Annotated in this window: 22 protein-coding genes and 3 tRNA genes; 10 read left to right on the top strand and 15 right to left on the bottom strand. The window is 57.0% G+C overall.

The window, feature by feature from the left end:
- Positions 1-9: 9 nt before the first annotated feature.
- Together KU306_RS14475 and KU306_RS14480 are read left to right on the top strand one after the other, a co-directional pair.
- Complete coding sequence (locus KU306_RS14475) at positions 10-345, top strand: hypothetical protein (RefSeq protein ID WP_258302349.1); 336 nt, start codon at positions 10-12, stop codon at positions 343-345.
- A gap of 6 nt (positions 346-351) precedes the next feature.
- On the top strand, positions 352-648 hold the full coding sequence (locus KU306_RS14480; RefSeq protein ID WP_258302350.1) for a hypothetical protein: 297 nt from the start codon (positions 352-354) through the stop codon (positions 646-648).
- 381 nt (positions 649-1029) lie between these two features.
- Here the strand turns inward: KU306_RS14480 and KU306_RS14485 are convergent, their stop codons facing one another.
- The 12 genes from KU306_RS14485 to KU306_RS14540 form a co-directional block, all read right to left on the bottom strand.
- The gene (locus KU306_RS14485; protein ID WP_258302351.1) at positions 1030-1629 is read right to left on the bottom strand and encodes a hypothetical protein; all 600 of its coding nucleotides are present in this window, start codon (positions 1627-1629) and stop codon (positions 1030-1032) included.
- Positions 1630-2033: 404 nt separating this feature from the next.
- On the bottom strand, positions 2034-2609 hold the full coding sequence (locus KU306_RS14490) for a hypothetical protein (RefSeq protein ID WP_258302352.1): 576 nt from the start codon (positions 2607-2609) through the stop codon (positions 2034-2036).
- 143 nt (positions 2610-2752) lie between these two features.
- Positions 2753-3865: a tyrosine-type recombinase/integrase gene (locus KU306_RS14495; protein ID WP_258302353.1), complete on the bottom strand. Its 1113-nt coding sequence runs from the start codon at positions 3863-3865 to the stop codon at positions 2753-2755.
- A 248-nt stretch (positions 3866-4113) separates the two neighbouring features.
- Positions 4114-4184 (bottom strand) — tRNA-Glu (locus KU306_RS14500).
- Positions 4185-4377: 193 nt separating this feature from the next.
- Complete coding sequence (locus KU306_RS14505; protein WP_258302354.1) at positions 4378-4986, bottom strand: DndE family protein; 609 nt, start codon at positions 4984-4986, stop codon at positions 4378-4380.
- A 135-nt stretch (positions 4987-5121) separates the two neighbouring features.
- On the bottom strand, positions 5122-5673 hold the full coding sequence (locus KU306_RS14510) for a hypothetical protein (RefSeq protein WP_258302355.1): 552 nt from the start codon (positions 5671-5673) through the stop codon (positions 5122-5124).
- A 2-nt stretch (positions 5674-5675) separates the two neighbouring features.
- Positions 5676-5966: a hypothetical protein gene (locus KU306_RS14515; protein WP_258302356.1), complete on the bottom strand. Its 291-nt coding sequence runs from the start codon at positions 5964-5966 to the stop codon at positions 5676-5678.
- A 1946-nt stretch (positions 5967-7912) separates the two neighbouring features.
- Positions 7913-9067 (bottom strand): tyrosine-type recombinase/integrase, encoded by a 1155-nt coding sequence (locus tag KU306_RS14520; protein ID WP_258302357.1) that lies wholly within the window; start codon positions 9065-9067, stop codon positions 7913-7915.
- A gap of 157 nt (positions 9068-9224) precedes the next feature.
- Positions 9225-9299: transfer RNA gene (locus KU306_RS14525), tRNA-Glu, on the bottom strand.
- 87 nt (positions 9300-9386) lie between these two features.
- On the bottom strand, positions 9387-11366 hold the full coding sequence (locus KU306_RS14530; protein WP_258302358.1) for a 3-hydroxyacyl-CoA dehydrogenase/enoyl-CoA hydratase family protein: 1980 nt from the start codon (positions 11364-11366) through the stop codon (positions 9387-9389).
- Positions 11367-11552: 186 nt separating this feature from the next.
- Entirely contained in the window at positions 11553-12137 is a 585-nt protein-coding gene (locus tag KU306_RS14535; RefSeq protein WP_007543584.1) for a DNA-3-methyladenine glycosylase family protein, read from the bottom strand.
- Between the two features lie 108 nt (positions 12138-12245).
- Positions 12246-13610 carry a putative ATP-dependent zinc protease gene (locus tag KU306_RS14540; RefSeq protein ID WP_049918809.1) on the bottom strand — a complete coding sequence of 455 codons (1365 nt, stop codon included), beginning with the start codon at positions 13608-13610 and terminating at the stop codon, positions 12246-12248.
- 131 nt (positions 13611-13741) lie between these two features.
- Here KU306_RS14540 and KU306_RS14545 point away from each other — a divergent pair, with 131 nt between their 5' ends.
- From KU306_RS14545 to KU306_RS14575, 7 genes are all read left to right on the top strand, one after another.
- The gene (locus KU306_RS14545) at positions 13742-14767 is read left to right on the top strand and encodes a succinylglutamate desuccinylase/aspartoacylase family protein (protein WP_007543582.1); all 1026 of its coding nucleotides are present in this window, start codon (positions 13742-13744) and stop codon (positions 14765-14767) included.
- Positions 14768-14877: 110 nt separating this feature from the next.
- Complete coding sequence (gene sdhC / locus KU306_RS14550; RefSeq protein ID WP_007543581.1) at positions 14878-15273, top strand: succinate dehydrogenase, cytochrome b556 subunit; 396 nt, start codon at positions 14878-14880, stop codon at positions 15271-15273.
- Positions 15273-15644, top strand: coding sequence for a succinate dehydrogenase hydrophobic membrane anchor subunit (locus tag KU306_RS14555; RefSeq protein ID WP_007543580.1), 372 nt, complete (start codon positions 15273-15275; stop codon positions 15642-15644). Before sdhC ends, KU306_RS14555 begins: the two co-directional genes overlap by 1 nt.
- Before the next feature lie 2 nt (positions 15645-15646).
- The gene (locus tag KU306_RS14560; protein ID WP_007543579.1) at positions 15647-16525 is read left to right on the top strand and encodes a succinate dehydrogenase/fumarate reductase iron-sulfur subunit; all 879 of its coding nucleotides are present in this window, start codon (positions 15647-15649) and stop codon (positions 16523-16525) included.
- 55 nt (positions 16526-16580) lie between these two features.
- The gene (locus tag KU306_RS14565; protein ID WP_007543578.1) at positions 16581-18434 is read left to right on the top strand and encodes an FAD-binding protein; all 1854 of its coding nucleotides are present in this window, start codon (positions 16581-16583) and stop codon (positions 18432-18434) included.
- Positions 18435-18469: 35 nt separating this feature from the next.
- On the top strand, positions 18470-19411 hold the full coding sequence (locus KU306_RS14570) for a prenyltransferase (protein WP_258302359.1): 942 nt from the start codon (positions 18470-18472) through the stop codon (positions 19409-19411).
- Between the two features lie 228 nt (positions 19412-19639).
- Positions 19640-19858 (top strand): helix-turn-helix domain-containing protein, encoded by a 219-nt coding sequence (locus tag KU306_RS14575; RefSeq protein WP_008325185.1) that lies wholly within the window; start codon positions 19640-19642, stop codon positions 19856-19858.
- Here the strand turns inward: KU306_RS14575 and KU306_RS19070 are convergent.
- Positions 19855-20010, bottom strand: a complete 156-nt coding sequence (locus KU306_RS19070) for a DUF7563 family protein (RefSeq protein WP_425499528.1) — start codon at positions 20008-20010, stop codon at positions 19855-19857. The two genes, KU306_RS14575 and KU306_RS19070, sit on opposite strands and share 4 nt — an antisense overlap.
- A gap of 316 nt (positions 20011-20326) precedes the next feature.
- On the opposite strand from KU306_RS19070, the gene KU306_RS14580 reads away from it, so the two are divergent.
- A complete protein-coding gene (locus KU306_RS14580) occupies positions 20327-20746 on the top strand; it encodes a DUF8133 family membrane protein (RefSeq protein WP_007543574.1) in 420 nt (139 codons plus the stop codon).
- A gap of 411 nt (positions 20747-21157) precedes the next feature.
- Here KU306_RS14580 and KU306_RS14585 read toward each other — a convergent pair.
- Both KU306_RS14585 and KU306_RS14590 read right to left on the bottom strand, forming a co-directional pair.
- Positions 21158-21231: transfer RNA gene (locus KU306_RS14585), tRNA-Thr, on the bottom strand.
- 11 nt (positions 21232-21242) lie between these two features.
- Complete coding sequence (locus KU306_RS14590; protein ID WP_258302360.1) at positions 21243-21815, bottom strand: GNAT family N-acetyltransferase; 573 nt, start codon at positions 21813-21815, stop codon at positions 21243-21245.
- Between the last annotated feature and the right edge of the window lie 108 nt (positions 21816-21923).

Here is a 21923-nt window from a genome sequence, read left to right on the forward strand (position 1 = left end):
GCAGAAACGATGCAAGAAGCATACTCGTGGAACAGCGCGTTCCGCAAGGCTCGGCAGGAGTACAACACGAAAATCAAGATTCCGAAGGCGTTCGCAGGCGGCGTTCCCTCGCAGTTCACGGAATCTCCCATGTCGCTTCCGCTGGGCGCGAATGAGGTGTACCGCGACCAGCGACCAACCAGCAGTCTGCAGATTCGGGAGTACGACGACCACTACACGGTCGAGATGGACAAGCACAACCCCGACGAAGGGAGCGCGGTCAAGCACGCGCTTACGGACGCTCTCCCGTACACGGCGCTTGCAGTTGGACTCGGCTTCGCAGTCTTCGGAGGTAGTCAGGGGTAATTACCGATGGCGAAACCGTTCGGATACGAAATTGGTGCGGTGAAATACATCGTCATGTCCGTGTTCTTCAACACGATTCCGATGTACATCTTCGGAGGCGGGGTTATGTCCTTCTTCGAAGCGGTGACGCACACTATCGGTGACGGCTTTGTCTCCGGGATGGCCTACTACTTCCTCACGAAGTACCTGCCACCCACGTCGGTTAGTCAGGTCGTCGTCCAGATCGTGATGGGCGCAATAGTCGCTGGAATACTCTGGTACGTCAAAACCCCGCGCCAGACTTCCCGGGGAACCTCTTGGTAAAGAGTCCGTATCTCTCGGCTGATTTCAACGCGACCGTTCGAGATTTGTGATCTATCGCATCGAGCGGTGTCGAAAGTAATCGTTACTAGTTATTGTGAGAAGTCGCTGAATGAAGGAACCGTGTCGTTAGTCCTGACTCATTGGAGACGATCGAGCAGAAAGAGTGCGGTTTGGTCTTCGTAACCTACAGCGTTCCAGCGAAGTGAATTACAGCATCGAGGCGCTTTCAATCTCATTCCGGTTCACCATGTGACCTAGTCTCGTTGTGTTCCGACGGCTCGATGAAGCGAACTGCCTGCGTTGACGGTTGGTTGTTTCACGGGAAGCACCGCCACCCACAATAATACAAGATACCGTAAGTACCCCCTCCCCCTCTTTAAGTCAGTCTCCGTCGCCCTGTAGATGTTCACGAAGGCGGGACAACACCATTTGGTAGCAGGATTCTACTTGTTCGTCGCTGAAACCCATCTGCTCAGCAACCCGTTCGATAACGCGGTGGCTGTCTCCTTCGTCTCCCATCTTCTGGGCGCGGTAGCGAGCGTGAGGACACCAATAGCGCTTCGACTTGCATGGATAGTTCTCCTTCGTTGGGTAGTAACTCCACTTGTCACACCGTTCTGGCAGGTTTTCGTTGAACAGCAGTGCGCCGATACAGAACGCAACGAGGTACTGCTTGTACTGTCGTGGTATCCCACCCTCACCGTCTCCTCGCTTCGCATCGAACTTCTTGAACCACCGCATATCCATCCGCTTGAACAGTCGCCAGACTGCTTTCCGTTGCCAATCGAGGAGTCCCATCTGGCTAGTGAGCGCATCACAGAACAGGTAGTCGTCGTTGTCGCGTTTCGCGGATTCGTCGACCGTCCATTTGAGGTTGTGTGTTCCTCTGTTGTACAGTTCCAGTCTTGCGTATCGGTTGATTTGTGCATCAGTCGCATGACTCAGGAACTGCTTCCTGTCTGTCGGGTTACTGGGGTTCATGCCGAGATAGGTGCTGTTCTGCGCGTTCACGCTGACGGCGTGCTTTCCAACTCGTGTATCGAGATACTCATCGCTTCGAGCGAAAGGATGGTTCTCGGTTACGTGCTTGGCTCGATAATCGAATTCAGATGGTTGTGACTGTGTGGTAGACATGATGACAATTGCGCCGCAAAGTGAGCCTGCTACGAAAAGTCGACACTCAGATGCGGAGTTAACGGCGAGAAGATGCCTTCACTCAGATAGACGGGATACTACCGCTTAATTCTACCGTGAGAATAATATGACATGGACTCTACGGGGCCGGTCTTTGATTTCGGTTTTCGACAACCTCAAACAGAACGATTCAACGAAATGCACCGGTATGTTCGGCACGTCCACTCTAGGGTTGGAGGCTCAACCTTTGCTCACAAGTGACCCTGAACTTCCATCAGATACTCTCGTTGCATTTCGTTCAGGCCCTCAACGGTTCCTGTCGAGGAATCGTGTCCTCGGAGGAGTCCCTTGTCGTCGAATGCTCCTCGTGACTCGAATGCTCGAAGTCGGAAGTATCGACCCATCGAGCGATCATAACTCTCGAAGCGTTTTGCTGATTCGATGTGGTCGGTGTATGCGGCGTAGGGCCGTGGTCGGAGGGCGAAATCAGCAACGTCAACAGAACCGTCACACACGGCGTTAATCTCCCGCTCGATGAGTTCAAGCAGGTTTCCGTCCTCCGTATCGCTGTGGAACTTCAGAAGTGCCGCGAGCAGTCCCGTTCCAGTCGGGAAGCCTTTCTCTTTAGGTGCGTCTTCAGGATAGACCGCACCGATTGTCTTTTGGCGGATTTCCATCTGGATGATTTCACGCTCAGCGGCTGAATCCGCTGTGCCGTATTCTGCGAGCAAATTTTCAACGCCATCCACTTCGTGTTTTGTCAGCAGAGATATATCATCGCTCGGAGTGGCGCTGTTGGGGAAACCGGTGGGCTGGTACACGTCCATACCAATAGTACGCGCCTTCGGGCCTTAATACTTATCAATTTTCTGACTAAAGACTTAGAGTTAGAGGCTTAACTCTTTGACTTCGGCTCAGTCAACACCCCTCGATGCAGTGAACCACCAGAAAATAGTGGGGAATTCCTACGCTATCCCATCCGCTCCAGCGCGTCTCGTCGGTGTTCGACCGGGGCGTTGTCGTACTTCATCGTCGTCTGTTCGCTCTTGTGTCGCAACTGTGCCTTCGCCGCCGCAAGATCGCGCTCGTGGGTCATCGCCGTCCCCGTGGAGTGGCGAAGTGCGTACCAACTCATCCGCCGGTTCTCGGTCGCAATCCCCGCTATCCCGCAGAGTTTCTTCAGCAGTCGTCGAAGGCTCTGTGTTTGATACGGGTTCCCTTCGCGGGTCAACCAGAGTGCGTCAGTGTCATCGTACTTCTCGTACCGTTCCCGTTCGTCTATCCATCGTCCGAGGGCGTCGGCAGTACGGTCGGAGAGAGCCACGACCCAGTTCCCCTCGTTCTTCGCGGAGTCTTCCTTCGGGATACGAAGCACGCTGTTCTCCACATCGACCCACGACACTTTTGCCCGCTCCACCTCGATGGGTCGAAGCCCACAATCGAGACTCGCCCACGTCATCGAGGTGAACTTCCAACTGTTCGCCCGGTTCCAGTCCTCGGCTGTAACCTCCGACTTGGGCTTCCCGAAGCGTTGTGCGAGATGAGCCTTCCAACTGTCTCGTTCGGTGACGGGAATGCTGTTGTACGACGGGATGGAACCGTACTCCAAGGCGGCTTCTCGGATTCGTTTGCGCTCCTCGATGGTGAGGAACTCTCGGGGGCCAGCGTCGTTGTTGGTGTTGCTGAAGGTGCGCTCCGGTTCCCACTCCTTGTCACCTTTCTCGTGGGTGCGCCACTTGAACAGCCGCTTGAGAGCCTTCTGTGTGTTCGCCTTGTGCGTGGCAGAGTTGTCCGAGTAGAGGAGTTCAGTCATGTACGCGTCTGCGTGCGCGTGGGTGAATGCAACCGTGTAGCCGCCCTCCTGTTCCGTCCAGACCTGACGGGCGAACTGGTCTGTCCGGTAGGCCGTTGCTCGAATAGTGTCTCGTCCGTAGCCCTCTGCGAGTTCGGGATTCTTTCCGAGATGGATGAGCCAACGCACGAACTCGATGCGGTGAGCCTCGTAGTCGACCACTTGCTTCTCGTTCAGCAATTCCTGGCTCTTGTCGGTCACAAGTGGGAAATCTTCGGGTTCGAGGCTCATCGGGAAACCCCCAGTTTGTGAATTGAGCCTGACAGAAACGCTAATCGCTGTACAGCGTCGGGGTCGTCGATACGACGAATCGAATTGGCCTGTGGGGTGAACATAGTTTTGTCACTCCACGGCTGAAAACAGGCGGTAGAAGCCTTGAGATGCTCGGTAGGGGATTTGAACTTCACTCGCAGCACGCTGCTCGCTAGTTCAAATCCCTACGCTCCGCTTTCTCTTCGTCACGTTGTTCCTCAGAGAAATGCTCGGTAGGGGATTTGAACCCCTGTCCTCGGCTCGAAAGGCCAAGATGATTGGAACCAGTATATCAACCTGCGAATCCAATCAATAACGGTCCTGAAGCGCCTGTTCCGCAGTCTGGTTACGACTAAGTTAGTAGACTGTAATAAACATGGTGGTGGTTTGGCCCATTGCCAATAATCATTCTACTAACTGCCCTTTATAAGTATCAAGTACAGTAGATTATATATGTAGGGGGCTACCCTTACCGTAATCATTGTCCTTTTCTACTGTTTCAGCAATTTGAGTGTTTTGCTGAGATTCACGTCTAATTGTTCACACATACTGAGTAGTATCTTATTTCCATTAGAATCTTCCCAGTTTTGTATTCGATAGGACATTATCTGTTCTAAATCAGCATCACCGCTAAGTGCTTGTTCACGGTACTTGCCTTCCCACCACCTATTTTGTGCAAGTACTATTGAACCTAAACAAATTGCCTCCAATCCGCCTACTTTGTTAAACCGTCTCCCATCAGCATCTAACGCAATAGCCACCGCAGATTCTTGTATTTTTTCTGATGTTTCTAATTGTTGGGAGAAGTTTTCAACAAGCCTTCTTTTATCACGTTCCCCACGGTTGTCAGAACCCTCAAATACGTTATCTTCCCCACGAATTACATCAAGTTCGACGTGATAGCGCCATAGACGGTCGAATAGTTCTTCATTGAACCCATGCTCATCAGCATCGCTAGCATAGAATGTGGTCCGTTTGCCACCACTATTCCGCCAATTGTACTGTTCTGTGTTTTCGTCTTTGATTGTATCACCAGACGGCAAAGAACCGTCACCACCCTCACGGGCAAGTGGCTGTCTGTCGTCTGTGTGGTCCATCATTGTCGTAATCATTGTCATTGTGTGTCAATTAGTTTTCTGGATATGCCGCACAGCAAATAGTAAAGTTGAACCTGATTTTCCCCGCCCTCGAAGCCGCACAGCAAAAGAAAAGAAATGCTTGAAGGTTGTTAGACCCTATACCATGTTGTAATCCGACAGAGGGCTATACACCTCATTATACGGAACATCAAGCACAGAGGCCATTTCATCTACAGACAACCCAAGTACTACGTATAGGTGATATGCAGTAGGCCAATCAGGGGCTTCTTTGGTGATGCTCAGCGTACCACCCTCCCCGTCAGGAACTTGAATGGTAGAATCTTCCTTAACATGGTCGGGGACGCTGGCAGGGAGGCTTATTCCATGCAAATCCACCGCCGATTGAAGCGTCGTAGCACCAGCACCCTCCTTATAAACCAGCATATCAAGTTCTTCGCCAAGGTCGATAAGGTCGTGAACAGCATCAGAGTCAGCAATAGACTGTAGGAGGCTTCCCGTTTGAGGCTGGTAAAATTCCTCAGGCTCAGCGGGGTAGGCGTTATACGAATCGACATTTCCAAGGGGTTCACCCTGCTGATAACCGAGCGTTTCTGTTTCTTCAAGGAGGGTTGCTACAGCATCTGGTCGCTGTTCTGAAGCCTCCCCGCCCCGCTTATGGGCTTCCTCAAGGTCAAACAACTCCTTCACGCTTATTCACCCCCCGTTCCATATGCAGACTTTGGTACACCATACCATACGAAACTAACATTCGCTTTGGAAGGATTTTGTTCAATCCCAAACACCACGGAATTAGATGGGAAACTGACATCATTATCAGCATGGTTCACCACCTTCCGTAGCACTACGTACGTTTCAAGGCTACCAGATTCACAAACAGCATGAATACGTGCTGTTTGGAAATCAGTTGTAAGCTTTTTCGTCTTATATTTTCCAAATTCAATAGTATTTCCTTCTACAAGTGGCTGATTAACAATTTCCATTAGAAATTCACCTCGTTTACATCAGAATTTTGATAATCCTTAATTGCAAGCTCAATGATGTACCCTTTAGATACCTCACCGTCGTAGCGGTATTCGTTAATTTCTTCAATCAATTCATCAGTCTCTTCGGAAATTCTGACTCGAATGTTTCGACGTGCCATAGTTATGAATGAAAAATGGACAGAGATGGGGAACAAGAAACAATGTCTGAACGAACGTTGCTGGTTCGTTCCCTCTCTGTCACCCTAAGAGTAGTTGAGGTAAATTCTAGAGTCTTAGAGCATCTATCTACATATCCGAAATATGACCTACAATGCCTATCCGAAAAGCATCCTTATCCCCGCCATTTACGATGATTCCTCTATGAACGGTCATGTCTTGTACAAGAATATGCATAGAATATACGAATCTACGAGTCGATAGGATTGATTTATGCACATTTCTGAACATTTCCCAAAATTCGGATTAGGGGGCAAAATATGGGATAGGGTGGTATCTGTGAATGAGACGGTGGTACGAGTCGTCATTTAAATACCCCATCACCGTTAACTGAGTTTCGTAATTCAGTGAGTAGGGGCGTGGTTTTCTACGCGCGATTATTATTACAGTATACTATATTATATTATACGGACCTTGTTTAATTAGGAACGTTATCTGTTGTACTATATGTTCGTTGAAGTTAACTTACGTCCCTTACCCGACAGGGGCACCCCAATAGCGCGACCGCGAGAAATGGGCTGAGGCGAATCTGACGGACGTTCTAAGCGATTCCATGAACACACCATTTGTCCGCTACCTCAATCCGACTGTGAGGCGACTGAGAGCGATTGAGAGCGTACTGTATCGCTTCGAGTAGTGGGTGATACGATACTCATTATGTACGAATCAATTCTAAGACACCTCAAGTTAGTTCTAAGCGGATTCTATTTCTATACGACCGAAACCATTCACCTGCAACAAGAAATGGATTTTGACGGTACTCAGGACGTTTTGGGTATGGTTGTATCCTATCTGTCCTGCAAATAACAGATTCACGGATTGCAAACTATCTGGTTTCCATTGTTGTTGCTAAACCTCGTTGTCCAAGACAGACAACCAAACTTAGTAAAACAATCGCAAGACAGCGGAGTATTGGTACACTATGGCACGCCCCTTCCCTCCCCGCACCAAGACTACACAGTATTTAAACCCCCCTATTCAGCCTACCGTTGGTCCATCAAATCCCGCTACGTCTCTATTAATTGCGAAGGACAGTTGAACCTTATTGAAGCCGCACTCGGGGCAGCAACAGCCACTACCTCCCCACACCAAGAATCATGATATATAGTGCGAAGGTAGGTTCACTAGTCTAACAAATTTAATAATGCCCAAATATTAACAATATCACGGTTATGCTGGTAGAAATCGCAGTTGTTTGGTTCGTACTCGCAGTCATTGTTGCGCGTGACGCCGATTTACGTGGTAGGAGAGTTGCTGGTTGGTTCATATCTACTATTCTGTTCGGGGTTTTTGCCTTGTTTGTGTATTGGGCAACAATGGATTCAAGTCACAAACGAAAGGACCGCAGCTCGGACCCTTTGCAAATCTCGTCAAGTAATACCTACGTAGCTATTTTCTTGACAGTATTAGCTATCGCTATCCTGTTTATACTGGCTTTGTTATAAGCACAGACTCTATCAAGATTGCTAGAATTTCCAATATCGCTGGACAGCAAAATCGGCTCATAAACCCCACCCCACCCGAGGGCGGTCACAATTTCACCTATCAGATACGTTGTGATTTGTACTGTGCTGTTTGCGGTAACGGTTCAACGTGAGGACGAGAAATGCTGAAAGTATTTCGAGGACGAACCGTTGAACCATATCCATCACAATCTCAATCTCCAAGGAAGCTTTCTGCATTAACATCTACTGTACTTGGTCCTTATAAAAGAAAAAGAGTGAGGACTATCCGATTCTGTCTAATGCGTCTCGTCTGTCGTCAGTCGATACAGAATCATACTTCATGGTCGTTGTCCGTGACTGGTGACGCAATTGTACTCTTGCGGCTTCTAAGTCACGTTCGTTAGTCAGGAGTGTACCGACACTATGCCGAATTGAGTACCAACTTAGGTCCCTGTGTGTGGTATCAATTTCAGCTTGCTCACACAGTTTTTCTAAGAGTCGATTCAGGGAGGTAGAACCGTATGGATTTGACTCTCTGGTTAGCCACAATCTGTCTGTTCCACTATACTTGTCATAGCACCCCCGTTCACCAATCCACCGTTGTAGTGCTTGTGACGTTTGTGGTCGGATTGCGACCGTCCAAGCGTCATTGCTCTTTGTAGCGTCCTCGGGTGGAATACGGAGGACGTTATTGTCCGTATCTACCCACGACACTCTTGCCCGACCAACTTCCTTCGGTCGAAGTCCACCGTCTAACGTAGCTTGTACCAAGGACGGTATTTTCCAGCCATTTGCCCGTTCGAACGTATCCGCATTGACGCCTTCAACGGGGATACCGAACCGTTGGGCCAAGTGTCGTTTCCATGTCTGACGTTTATCAGCACTAAGGCTGTTGTAGTGTGGAACAGTACCGTATTCTAAGGCGGCTTCTCGTAATGCTGTTCGTTCATCCTTTTCAAAGAAATCCTTAGGCTGTCGTGAGGGTGGTGCGCCTGTGAGGGTTATCGTAGGTTCCCACTTGTCACCCCCACGTTGGTATTGACGCCACTTGAATAGGGATTTGAGGGCTTTCTGTGTGTTTGCACGGTGGTTATCCGAGTAGTCACCTGCAAGTAACTCACGACAGTAGGCATCAGCATGGTCCGTCGTCAGGGTGGTTGTGTAGGCCCCTTCAAATTCCCAAACCCATCGGTAGAACGCATCGATGCGATAAGCACGGTTGTAGACTGTATCTGATGCATAGCCCTTCCCCCGTGACGGGTTCTTTCCTATGTCTCGAAGCCACGTTAACAATGACTGCCTTTCTTCTTTGTAGTCTACAATCTGTCTTTGATTCAGCTGTTTTCGGGCAGGTTCAGTCACAAGGGGTGCTTTACAGACTTTGGCTGTCTCACCGTCTGTATCCTCCTTGGCCCCTTCATTAGATTTAGACGGCATCTACTGTCGCCTCCAAACCCCTGTTGTGGCAACAGACGACCGTCTACAAGGGGGAACAACGGTGCTACGGGAACGGTACGACAAACGTGTTTGGCCTAAATGGACCATTTGCTGTTTCTCCTAGACCACGGAAAAACAGACGGTAGAAGCCTTAAGATGCTCGGTAGGGGATTTGAACCCCTGTCCTCGGCTCGAAAGGCCAAGATGATTGGCCGGACTACACCAACCGAGCCAACTGCATTCACGAGTGGTAGTTGGATTATTTTAAGGGTTGCGTTCCGAGTCGAGTGAGTGAGAGGTACCCACCCACGCCGTGCGATTACTCGCCGGTGAACTCGGGGTCGCGGTCGCTGGTGAACGCCGCGATACCTTCCATCAGGTCAGACGTGGTGAACAGCAGGCCGAAGCCCTGTGACTCGACTTCGAGACCAGCGTCGGTGTTCTCCCAGCCGTTGTGCATGGCGCGCTTGGTGTAGCGCTGTGCAATCGGCGGCCCCTGTGCGAACTTCTGGGCGTACTCGAACGCCTGCGTCTCGAAGTCCTCGTTGTCCACGACTTCGTTGACGAAGCCGTAATCGGCCATCGTCTCGGCCTCGTAGCGCTCGGCGGAGAAGATAATCTCCTTCGCGCGACCGGTGCCGACGATGCGCTGGAGGCGGACGGTGCCGCCCCAGCCGGGGATGAGACCGAGGTCGTGCTCGGGCTGGCCGAACTGCGAGCGCTCCGTGGCGATTCGGAGGTCGGCGCACATCGAGAGTTCCATCCCACCGCCGAGACAGAAGCCGTCGATACCGGCGACGACCGGCTTGTCCATCTCTTCGAGCTTGCCGAAGGTCTGCTGGCCCTTACGGGAGAGTTCGACGCCCGAGACGGCGTCGCCGCCGCCCGCGGCGATACTCGTCACGTCGGCACCGGCAGAGAACGCGCGGTCGCCAGCACCGGTCAGGAGAATCGCGCGCACCTCGTCGTCGGCTTCGAGCGTGTCGAGTGCGTCCGAGAGGTCGTCCATCAGTTCCGTGCTGATGGTGTTGAGACGGTGCGGGCGGTCGAGCGTGATGTGGCCGACGCCCTCGCGGATTTCGACGGCGATGTTGTCGAACTGGAGGCTGTCGTCCGCCTCGTCGCTCCCGTCGTCGTAGAAGCCTGCGCCGGACTCCGCGAGTTCGCGGAGGTACTCGACGGCTTCGTAGCGCTCTTCGCCGGTCTCTTCGTGGAGTTCGTCGAGCGTCTCGACGAGCGTCTCGATACCGGCGTCGTCGGCCATCTTCGCGGGGCCGTCGGGGAAGCGCCCGCCGAGCTTGACGGCGCGGTCGATTTCGCCCGCGGGGGCAACGTCGTTGCCGACGAGGCCCGCGACTTCGTTCGCCATGAGCGCGAGGAGTCGCTTCTGTACGTCTTCGCTCCCCTCGCCGTGGGGGACCTCTGCGCCCTCGCCGTCTTCGTAGTCGTAGAAGCCCTTGCCGCTCTTCTGGCCGAGGTCGCCGTCTTCGACCTTCTCAGAGAGGAGTGGGCACGGTTCGTAGGCGTCGCCGAGCACGTCGTGCATGTAGTCGAGGACGTGGTAGCCGACGTCGATACCGACGTAGTCGGCGAGTTCGAAGCTCCCCATCGGGAGACCGATGTCGTACTTCGTCGTGGAGTCGACTTCCGCCATCGTCGCGTCGCCCGAGTGGACAATCCACGCCGCCTCGTTCATCAGGGGGACGAGGATGCGGTTCACGATGAACCCGGGGCTGTCCTTGCGGACGCGGACGGGCGTCTTGCCCATCTCTTCGGCGAGGTCCTCGATGACGTCGAGCGTCTCGTCGTCGGTGTGCGCGCCGGAGATGACTTCGACGAGGTCCATCCGGACCGGCGGGTTGAAAAAGTGCATCCCGCAGAAGTGCTCGGGGCGCTCTGTCACTTCGGAGAGGTCCGTGATGGAGAGGCTGGACGTGTTGGTCGCGAAGATGGTGTGTTCGGGTGCGTATTCTTCGAGTTCCGTGTACACCTCCTTCTTGATGGACATCTTCTCGGGGACGGCCTCGATGACCACGTCGGCGTCGGCGACCGACTCTTCGAGGTCGACGACGGGTGTGACGCGGTCGAGTGCGGCGTCGGCGTCGTCTTGCGAGATGCGGTCGTTCTCCGCAAGCTTGTCGAGCGACCACTCGATTTGGTCGTAGCCCTTCTGGACGAATTCGTCTTTGATGTCGCGAAGGACAACGTCGTACCCAGCGAGGGCTGCCACTTCCGCGATGCCGTGGCCCATATTGCCCGCGCCAAGAACAGTGATGCTGTTGATATCGTCTACCTTCATGGACGAACGTTACAGTGTCCATTGGTTTCAACGTTTCCCTCGCGCAAAAAGTAAACGCAATAGCTGTTTACTCCGCCACTCGCTGTCCAATGCGACGACGGCGCGGGTGTCATCGACACGCGGGAGTCAAATCACGCTGTCACCCGGTGGCACCGACTGTCGAATCCGGGCCACGTCGCGACTCGCTCAGTCGTCAACGACTCGCCAGAGATAGAGGCTGGCGTAACTTCGGTACGGGGCCCACGACTCGGCGCGTTCGACCATCTCAGCGCGCGGGAGCGCGTCAGCTTCCACGTCGAAGACGTGTTCCATGCCGCGTCGAATCCCGAGGTCCTCCACCGGGAATACGTCCTCGCGCGCGAGCACGAAGATGAGAAACATCTTCGCCGTCCAGACGCCGACACCGCGAATCTCGGTCAGGGCGTCTATAACCTCGTCGTCGTCCATCGTGCGCAGCGAGTCGGCCGATAGCCCGTTTTGGAACGCTTCGGCGACGTTGCGCACGTAGCCGACTTTCTGCCCCGAGAGCCCGCAGTCGCGGAGGACGGACTCCTCGGCCGCGAGGAGTCCAGCAGGCGTCACCTCCACGCGGTCGAACAGCCGGTCTCGAATCGTCGCTGCCGCGGTCGTCGAGAGTTGTTGGTTGACGATGGAGACGACTAACCGCTCGAACGGGTCGGCTGCCGGGTCGAGCGAAAGTGGGCCGTGAGTTTCGACTACGTCGCCGAGGTGCGTGTCTGCCCGGAGTTCGCGGTAGGCGTCGTCGCTCATCGAGTCTCGATTACGCGCGCGAAAAGAAAAGCTCAGTTGTCGCGGAAGGGTGCGGTCGTCGCAGATGAGTTCGGATGTCGCGGAAGGCGGGTCCGTCCCCGAACTGCGTTACTCTTCGAGGAGTTCTTCTTCTTCGTCGTCGCTGCCCGTCCGGTCGGCGTCGACACGGCGGCGAACGTCGACGCGGTAGTGTTCGAGGATGTCGCGGCCGAGAAGCAGCGGGTAATCCATGTGCGAGCGGTCTTCGACGCTCGCGGTGACCGTGTGCTGTGCGCCGCCGATACCGATGACGAGGTCGACGACCGGACGCGCTTTCCCGCCCTTGACGCTGCCGGACTTGACGCGCGTCATGCTCTTGATGGGACCGGCACCGATTTCGGCGGCGAGGCTCGTGTCGATGCTCGTCCGCGTCGCGCCGGTGTCAGACTTTGCGAGCGCCTGCTGGGACCCGCTTGTGCCGTTGACGACGACTTCCTCGATGTATCCGATGATGGGTGCTTCGCCGTCGACGATGGGCGATTGGTTCGGCATACAGGACGGGACGGAGTCGTCGAGGGTCGCCGCGAGGTCGCGCACGCGGTCAGCATCGACCTCGCCGCCAGCCCGCTCGATAGCAAGCTTGGCGATGTACGGCGCGGGGCTCTTGCCCGTCGCCTGATAGAGTCCTTTGAACCCGGCGGTCGGGTTAGCTTCCAGGACGAACCAGCCGTCTTCGCCCTCGACGAGGTCCACACCGACGTAGTCCATATCCATCACGTCGGCTGTGTAGAGTGCCGTCTCCTTGGCTTCCTCGGGCATCTCGTCGGTTGCGTCGAGCACGTCGCCGCCGAGGGCGACGTTCGTTCGCCAGTCGCCTTCCGGCGCGTAGCGGTACATCGCGCCGATGATTTCGCCGTCGACGATGTAGACGCGCAGGTCGCGGTGGCGCTCGTCGTCGCGGTCGATGAGCTTCTGGAGAAACGCCTGCCGGTTGCCGACCTTCGGATTCACCGGCTCTGTGAGGTCGACCTTCCACGTCCCGCCGCCGTGAGTACCGATAGCCGACTTGTAGACGCCGACGTCGCCGAAGCGCTCGCGGCCCTTGTTCAGGCGGTCGTTCGAGAGCGCGAGCAGCGCGTCTGGCACTTTGATGTTCCAGTTTGCGAGTGTCGCGGCTGTGGCGAACTTGTGAATGGCTGCGAGGACCGCATCCGGTTCGTTGAGCATCGGTCGGATACGGTTGAAGGTGGTCGCGAGGCCGAGCAGTTCGGCCGGTTCTTCGGTGTTAGAGAGTAAGAGTCGATTCGCGATGATGTCCACCTCTGGTTCGACTGTCACCTCTCCGTCTTTGATGTTGACCGCCGCGTTCTCGCGGCGAAGCCAAACTGGTTCGTGACCGAGGTCCTCGACAGCGTTCAGGATTGCCTTCGTCTCCTTGCTGTTGTGAAGCGAAAGCACCCCGACGCGAACGGCATCTTCGTTAGTGGTGGACATACTCATTCCATGCAAGTCAGCTTTCAAAGGTATGACGGTCGCAGTATCCACTCCCACAGTACTGTCGCCGTTCGTTACCACGGGGCGCGACGGCGCGACGGTTTATAACCCCGGCCACCGCATCGACTGGCATGGTCGACAACGAGGCCTTCACCTACAACGGAGGGAAGGTCGAACCCGGGGAGACACAGAACATCCGGTACGGTATCTCGGAGACGTACCTGGGTGACCCGGTCCGCATCCCCGTCACGATTATCAACGGGGAGCGACCGGGTCCGACGGTCTTCCTCTCTGCTGCCGCCCACGGAGACGAACTGAACGGTATCGAAGTCGTCCGCGAGGTCGCCTACGAGTGGGACCTCTCGGACCTCGCCGGGACGCTCGTCTGTATGCCCGTGGTGAACGTCCCCGCATTCATCGCCCAACAGCGGTATCTCCCCATCTACGACCGCGACCTGAATCGTTCGTTCCCCGGGTCGGAGACGTCCACGGGAGCAAAACGGATGGCCTACCGAATCTACCAGAACTTCATCGCGCCGTGTGACCTCGGCATCGACTTCCACACGTCGACGCGCGGGCGAACGAACATGCTCCACGTCCGCGCCGACATGTCGGACCCCGACGTGGCCCGCCTCGCGAACGCCTTCGGGTCGCACGTCATCATCGACAGTTCGGGCAGCGACGGCATGCTCCGAACCGAGGCCGCCGCTCGCGGGACTCCGGCCATCACCGTCGAGATGGGCGAAGCCCACCGATTCCAGCGCGAACTCATCGACGAGGCGCTCGCTGGCGTCGAGAGCGTCTTCGCCGAGTACGGTCTCCGCGAAACCTCGACCGTCAACTGGCCCGGCTGGCGAACCGTCATCTCGGACGAGAACGAAAAGACGTGGCTCCGCGCCGACGCGGGCGGCATCGTCGACATGCACCACGACCGCGGCGCGCTCGTCCACGAGGGAGACCGCATCTGTACCATCACGAATCCGTTCAAAGACGACAACGTCACCGTCGAAGCGCCCTTCACCGGCCTGCTCGTCGGCGTCCTGGAGAACCCCGTCGTCTACCCCGGAAACCCGCTGTGTCATCTGGTCGAACTCAAAGACGACGTGCGGCGAGTCGTCGAGCGAGAACAGTCGGCGGCGTCAGAGATGTCCTTGTGACATAGTGACACTGTAACGTGAAACCTTCGTGGACAGCGAGTATTGCGAACCTGCACGATACATCATACACGTAAGTTCTATACCCTCCCCTTCCCGACACTCACAAGAGCATGAGTCAGTCTTACAATCGGGGCCTCATCGAGGACTTCGGCCGATGGCGGGAGTTCTCGGCTGGCATGTGGGCCTGGATATTCCACAAGTTCACCGGCTGGGTGCTTGTGGGATATCTCTTCACTCACATTGCCGTGTTGTCGACGGCCCTCACAAGCGAGGCAGCGTACACGACTACGATTCAGGCGCTGGAAAGTCTGCTCGTCGTACGCATTCTCGAAGTTGGACTGCTCGCTGTGGCGGTGTTCCACATCCTCAACGGACTTCGACTGCTGTTCGTTGACCTGGGCGTCGGGCTGGAAGCACAGGACAAGAGCTTCTACGCGTCGCTTATCCTCACGGGTGTCATCGTCGTCGCGAGCGTGCCGACGTTCCTCGCAGGGGTGAGCATCTAATGGCAGAACGATACACGTCCTTCGAACCCGGTGGAACCCGATGGCTTTGGCAGCGCCTCACAGCTGCGTTCCTCGTCATCGTGTTGGCGTTCCACTTCTTCCTGCTTCACTTCGTCAACCACGCCGACGAAGTCACCTTCGCCATGTCGGAGGCTCGGATGACGCAGTTGACGTACTTCTCGCTGATGATTCTGTTCCTCGTCACGGCGACGTTCCACGGGGTCAACGGCGTCTACAACGCCCTCGTCAATCAGGGCCTGTCCGGGTCTCGCAAGACCGCAGTGAAGGCGATTCTCGGCATCGCGAGCCTCGTCCTCATCGTGCAGGGCGTCCGCACCGCAATCGCGTGGGCCGGAGGTGTCCCCATCTAACCATGAGTACGCAAGTTCCCGAGCAAGTCGAAGACGAATCGTCCGCCGAGTCGGTGTCGCCCGGCAAGCAGAAGCGCGACGCGAAAAAGCGCGAACGCGCCGAGCGTCTCCAAGAGCAGCGCGAGGCCGAAGCGGCCGAAAAAGCGCGCACCGCCGACGACACCTACCACCTCAAGGTCTTCCGATACGACCCCGAGGTGGAGGGCAAACAGGAACCCCGCTTCGACGACTTCTACGTCCCCTACAAGCAGGGGATGACCGTCCTCGACGCGCTGATGTGGGCACGGGACCACTACGACTCGTCGCTTACCTTCCGGCACTCCTGTCGGCAGGCTATCTGCGGGTCCGACGCGCTGTTCGTCAACGGCTCGCAGCGACTCGGCTGTAAGACGCAGCTTTCGGACCTCTCCGAACCGGTTCGCGTCGAACCGCTCCCGCACGCCGACGTGGTCAAGGACCTCGTCGTCGACATGGAGCACTTCTACGACCAGATGGAGGCGGTCGAGCCGTACTTCCAGACCAACTCGCTTCCCGACGAAGACGAAGAACAGCGGCAGACTCGCGAGAACCGCGAGAAGGTGAAGATGTCCACCCGCTGTATCTGGTGCAGCGCGTGTATGTCCTCGTGTAACATCGCGGCCGGCGACAACGAGTATCTCGGCCCGGCGGCCATCAACAAGGCCTACCGCTTCGCGATGGACGAACGCGAGGGCGAGGAGATGAAACAACGCCGCCTCGAAATCCTCGAACAGGAACACGGCGTCTGGCGCTGCCAGACCCAGTTCTCCTGTACCGAAGTGTGTCCGAAGGACATCCCCCTCACGGAGCACATTCAGGAACTCAAGCGCGAGGCTATCAAGAACAACCTGAAGTTCTGGTGAACTTCTCGGTGAAACCCTCAAGTTCGACTACCCCTACGACACTCTCAAACACACCATGTACGAACACGACGTTATCGTAGTCGGCGCGGGCGGCGCAGGCCTGCGCGCGGCGATTGCGGCACACGAAGAAGGAGCCGACGTTGCTATCGTGTCGAAGCTCCACCCGGTCCGAAGTCACACGGGCGCGGCGGAAGGTGGCATCAACGCCGCCCTCCGCGAAGGCGACTCGTGGGAGGACCACGCGTACGACACGATGAAGGGCTCCGACTATCTCGGCGACGCGCCGGCAGTCGAGACGCTCTGTAAGGACAGCCCGAAAGAGACCATCCAACTCGAACACTGGGGGATGGCATTCTCCCGTGACGACGACGGACGCGTCAGTCAGCGCCCGTTCGGTGGCCTCTCGTTCCCGCGGACGACCTACGCCGGTGCAGAGACCGGCCACCAGCTGCTCCACACGATGTACGAGCAGCTCGTCAAGCGCGGCATCAAGGTCTACGACGAGTGGCACGTCACGCGACTCGCCGTCTCCGACGAGGACGACCCCGAGGACCGCACTTGTCACGGCATCGTCGCCTACGACGTGCAGACCGGGAAGATAGAAGGCTTCCGCGCCCGCAACGGCGTCATCCTCGCAACCGGTGGACTCGGGCAGGTCTACGACCACACGACGAACGCAGTCGCCAACACCGGCGACGGCGTCGCCATGGCCTACCGCGCCGGTGCGCCAATCGAGGACATGGAGTTCATCCAGTTCCACCCCACGACGCTCCCCTCGACGGGTGTCCTCATCACCGAGGGTGTCCGCGGTGAGGGTGGTATCCTCTACAACAAACACGGCGAGCGCTTTATGTTCGAGTACGGCTACGCGAACAACCTCGGCGAACTCGCCTCCCGCGACGTCGTCTCCCGCGCCGAACTGACGGAAGTCAACGAAGGCCGCGGTATCGAAGACGAGTACGTCCACCTCGACATGCGCCACCTCGGCGAAGAGCGTATCGTCGACCGTCTGGAGAACATCATCCACCTCTCGGAGGACTTCGAGGGCGTCAACCCGCTCGAAGCGCCGATGCCGGTCAAGCCCGGCCAGCACTACGCGATGGGTGGCGTCGAGACCGACGAGAACGGTGAGACGTGCATCACCGGCCTGTACGCGGCTGGTGAGTGTGCGTGTGCCTCCGTCCACGGTGGCAACCGCCTCGGCGGCAACGCACTGCCCGAACTCATCGTCTTCGGCAAGCGCGCCGGTCACCACGCCGCGGGCAAGGACATGAAGACGGCCGAAATCACGACCGGGAAGGTCGGCGACTACGAACCTGCCGACGTCGAAAGCCCCGTCCAACTCGGTGAGGCCGGACTCGGTGGCGACGCCGTCGCAGACGGCGGTGAGCGAACCGACGGCGGTGCGACCGCCGACCTCTCGGGCGACGAAGTCGTCCAGCGCGCCCTCGACGACGAGCGCGAGACCATCGAGCATCTGTTGGAGAAAGAAGACGGTATCCAACACGCCGAAATCCGCGAGCGCGTCCAGAAGTCGATGACGCAGCACGTCAACGTCTTCCGCGAGGAAGAAGCCCTCAAGGACGCTCTTCGCGACATCCGCGAGGCGCGCGAACTGTATCAGGACGTGTACGTGGCAGACAAGTCGCGGACGTTCAACACGGACCTGCTGCAGACGCTGGAGACCCGGAACATCCTCGATATCGCCGAAGCCATCACGGTCGGCGCGCTCGCGCGCAACGAGTTCCGCGGCGCACACTGGCGCAAGGAGTACCAGGAACGCCGCGACGAGGAGTGGCTCAAGCACACGATGCTCTCGTGGAACGACGGCGAGCCAGAACTCTGGTACAAGCCGGTCATCCTCGAAGGCGAGAACAAGACGTACGAGCCGAAGATTCGGAGCTACTGAGCGGCGTCGTCCCGCTTTCCCGGCTCAGTCCGTCTGTGACGCATCCAAACGACGACGACTCTTCTTTCGACGCCTCGACCGAGAAGCGGCCGCACTGGGTACGACTCCGCGCGCTGTTCGAGATGGCCCGCCCGGAGCAAGTGCTGTTGATGGCGCTCGTGTACGCACTCGGTGTCGCGGCCGCAGTCGCTCGCGGTGCGACACCCGACCTCGACCACCTCGGAGTCGCGTTCGCGGCCTTCGTCCCAGTCGCGCTCACCATCCACTACGCGAACGAGTACGCGGACTACGAGACTGACCTGCTGGCCGACCGCACGCCGTTTTCGGGCGGGAGCGGAGCGCTTGCCCGAACGGGGCTGCCGCGGTCACTCGCGCGCCGGGCGACACTCGCTTCGGGATTGCTCTCGGTAGTTGTCGTCCCTGGCGGATTCCTCGGCGGACTGCTCTCGACCGCCGAAGTCGCGCTGCTCCTCGCTATCGGCGTCCTCGGCGTCGAGTACTCGCTCCCGCCGCTGGCGCTCGCGTGGCGGGGTGTTGGCGCAGTCGACAACGCCATCCTCGGCGGACTGCTTCTCCCGGCGTACGGCGTCCTCGCCGCGAGCGGGAGCCTCGGTGTCGGTGATTTCGTCCCGTTCGTCCCGTTCGCACTGCTAGTGTTCGTCAACCTGCTGGCGACGACGTGGCCCGACCGCGACCCGGATGCGGCCGTCGGGAAGCGGACGCTCGTGACGCGACTGTCCGCGCGAACGCTTCGAGGTCTCCACATCGGTGGGGTCGTCGCCGCGTACGGGTCGCTTCTGGTGGCGACTGGGACCGTGATTCCAGCCCCAGTGACGTTCGCAACGCTCCTCGCGCTCCCGTTTTCGGTCTGGGGCGCAGTCCGATACACGCGCGTCAGGTCGCCGTTTCCCGCTGTTGTAGCGATGGTCGTCGCGGCCGCGGCGCAGTTTTTGGCGTGGACTGTGTTCGTTGCCTGACTGCCCGGTGTTCGGTGTCCATGCTCCTTCGCCTGCTGATTCCCGGCCTTCGACTGTCGTCGAAAGCACCCCCCGTCGATAGCCGTCTTTTCTACAATGTACGTTCGTTATGAACACAACGATTCGCTCGAATTCGAGTACCTCGACGCCTCATTCGCGTCCGCGAATATTCGACAATTGTTGTAGAGGTGTTTTATTATCGTCGAAGACAAGCACAGCACAACCACCATGCAACAGACGGTTCCGACCATCGAAGTTCCGGGTGAGCTCAATTCTCCCGCGGCAAAGCTCGTGTACCTCTATCTCACGACACACGACGGTGCGTCTATCACCGACCTGCAGGATGGACTCGAAATGAAGAAAATCTCACTCTACAGCATCCTCGGGACGCTCTCCAAGCGTGGTTTCGTTCGACAGGACGAAGAGCGCTACCACATCGCCAACTAAGTTCGTCGCGAGCGGGCTTCTCGGACTTGCGCGCCGTCACGGACCATATCTTCGCAGTTCGGACACACCCGTGGGTGCTCTGTTCCATCGGGCGCGAATACGCGAGCGTAGGCGGGCGTCACGAACGAGCCGCAGTTCTGACATTCCGGCATGATATCTAGTATCCTTCAGGAATGTTGCATAAGTTTTCTCCCTAGAGCAACGCGAGCAACGCGCCGAAGAAGATGAGGGCGAACAGAAGAATCGTCACTGCCAGCATGAACCTGTCTGTACCTTCCATACCCAGATGACGTTCTCCGTGAAAATAAAACACTGTGGCGACGTGGTACTTCCTCCGAGAACTGGGGTATAGAGGGAAACGCCCTGTACAGTCTGCCGGTGTTCGGCCTCCGACACCCAATTTTCTCCCACGATAACGAGGGGGGTAGAACTAAATTCCCACATACCGTTCACCCCGTAACGCGCCTAATGGAATTCGTGTACCCGCTGGCAGGATTGCTCGCCGGTCTCTTTCTCGGAGCCGTCGCAGTCATGACTGCACTCTCGTACACGCCGTACGGCCCCTCCACGTTCGACACCGCAATCACCGCGCTGATTGGCATCACTCTGCAACTCGGCAATCTCCTTTCTATTTCGGCGCTCGCCGCGTTCGCCTTCGAGGGACTCCATTCGGTCGGTATTCACTACCCTCTCATCGTCCCGGCGACGTTCGCGTACGTCCTGACGCACGTCACCGTCTACTACTCGTGTCTCAGAATCACCGAACTCCAGCGCCAACCGCTCGACCCGGACGTTATCATCAACCATAATCCGTTTCGGGCGCTCATCCTCGGCGTCCCGGGGTCGTTGCTCCTCGTTCGCGTTCGGCCACCGTCCGGTCGTAACTGACTGGTTCGGGCCGACTGTTAGCTTGTCGTCGTCGACGACCGACAGACGTGGCCGTGGCTCGGCACGTGAGTTCGGACGTCGCCCGTTTGAGCCGACGAACGTGGTGTGAACTTGGACCGTAGTTGCGTCAGTACCACGGTGCGACGACTGCGACGACGTCCTTATTGACAGATAATTCACAACTAGATAAGAATAATGGTTCGTTTACTGTCTGGTCTCGGAGACCGAACGAAGAACTGTGCCGCAACTGCAGAAGGCGCCGGGAAGCAACCATGGCAGGCATGCATCGGACGACGCCTCCGGGACGGATGTCCCGATTCGAAATAGGTTTCCGGCCGATTATAAATCGTCGGACACGACAGTGGGGGCCGTCAAATCAGTACTGTCTGCGAAGAACGAGACGGAGAACAGAGCCAGGAGTGGGATTCGAACCCACGAAGTCTCGATTACAAGTCGAGTGCATGAACCGCCCATGCTCTCCTGGCGCGTCAGGTGATTATCGGTCCTCCTTTGAGTGTGTATCGTTTCGCATCGATTTCTCCAGTTGAATCCGATGTGGCTGATAGCCGTGCCGTCGGTAGAATTTTCGGGCGTTTTCGTTGTCAGCCATCACGTCTAGCGCGACGACGTCGGCACCCCACTCGCGGAGTTCGTCTTCGGCGGCGGCGAGCAGTTCGCTTCCGACTCCGTCGCCCCGGCGACCCGGGACGACAAACAGGTTGCTGATGGTCCCGCGAGTCACGTCCTGTTCGTACGACCCGGATTCGATGTCGAACATCGCGAAGCCAAGGATGGTGGTCGAGTTGGTGGTGCGGTCCTCCCGGTTGCCCCGTCTTGCGACCCGCTCCTCTTCGTCGCGTGTCCCTACAGCGTCAGCTTCGGCCTCCGAACCCGCGCGTGCGACCAACACGCCGCCGATAGTGAGGTGCCGCGCGAGAGACTCCCGAACTACCGACCTGTTCGCGTCAGCATGGAGGTGAGAGCCGAATTCCTGCTGTCCAGCCGCGAGCTCGACCCACATGTCTGTGAGGGTGTCGAGGTCAGTCAGCGAGGCTGGTGTGACGCGCATGTGTCTTTTTCGAATCCAAACACCAATTAATTGTCGCTGAAATTGACGCGAATCTCCAACTTGGCCCGGGATGCCCTGATTGTGACGGCACTTGCTCGCCACTCGCGT

This window comes from Haloferax larsenii (assembly GCF_024730625.1).
Lineage (GTDB): Archaea > Halobacteriota > Halobacteria > Halobacteriales > Haloferacaceae > Haloferax > Haloferax larsenii.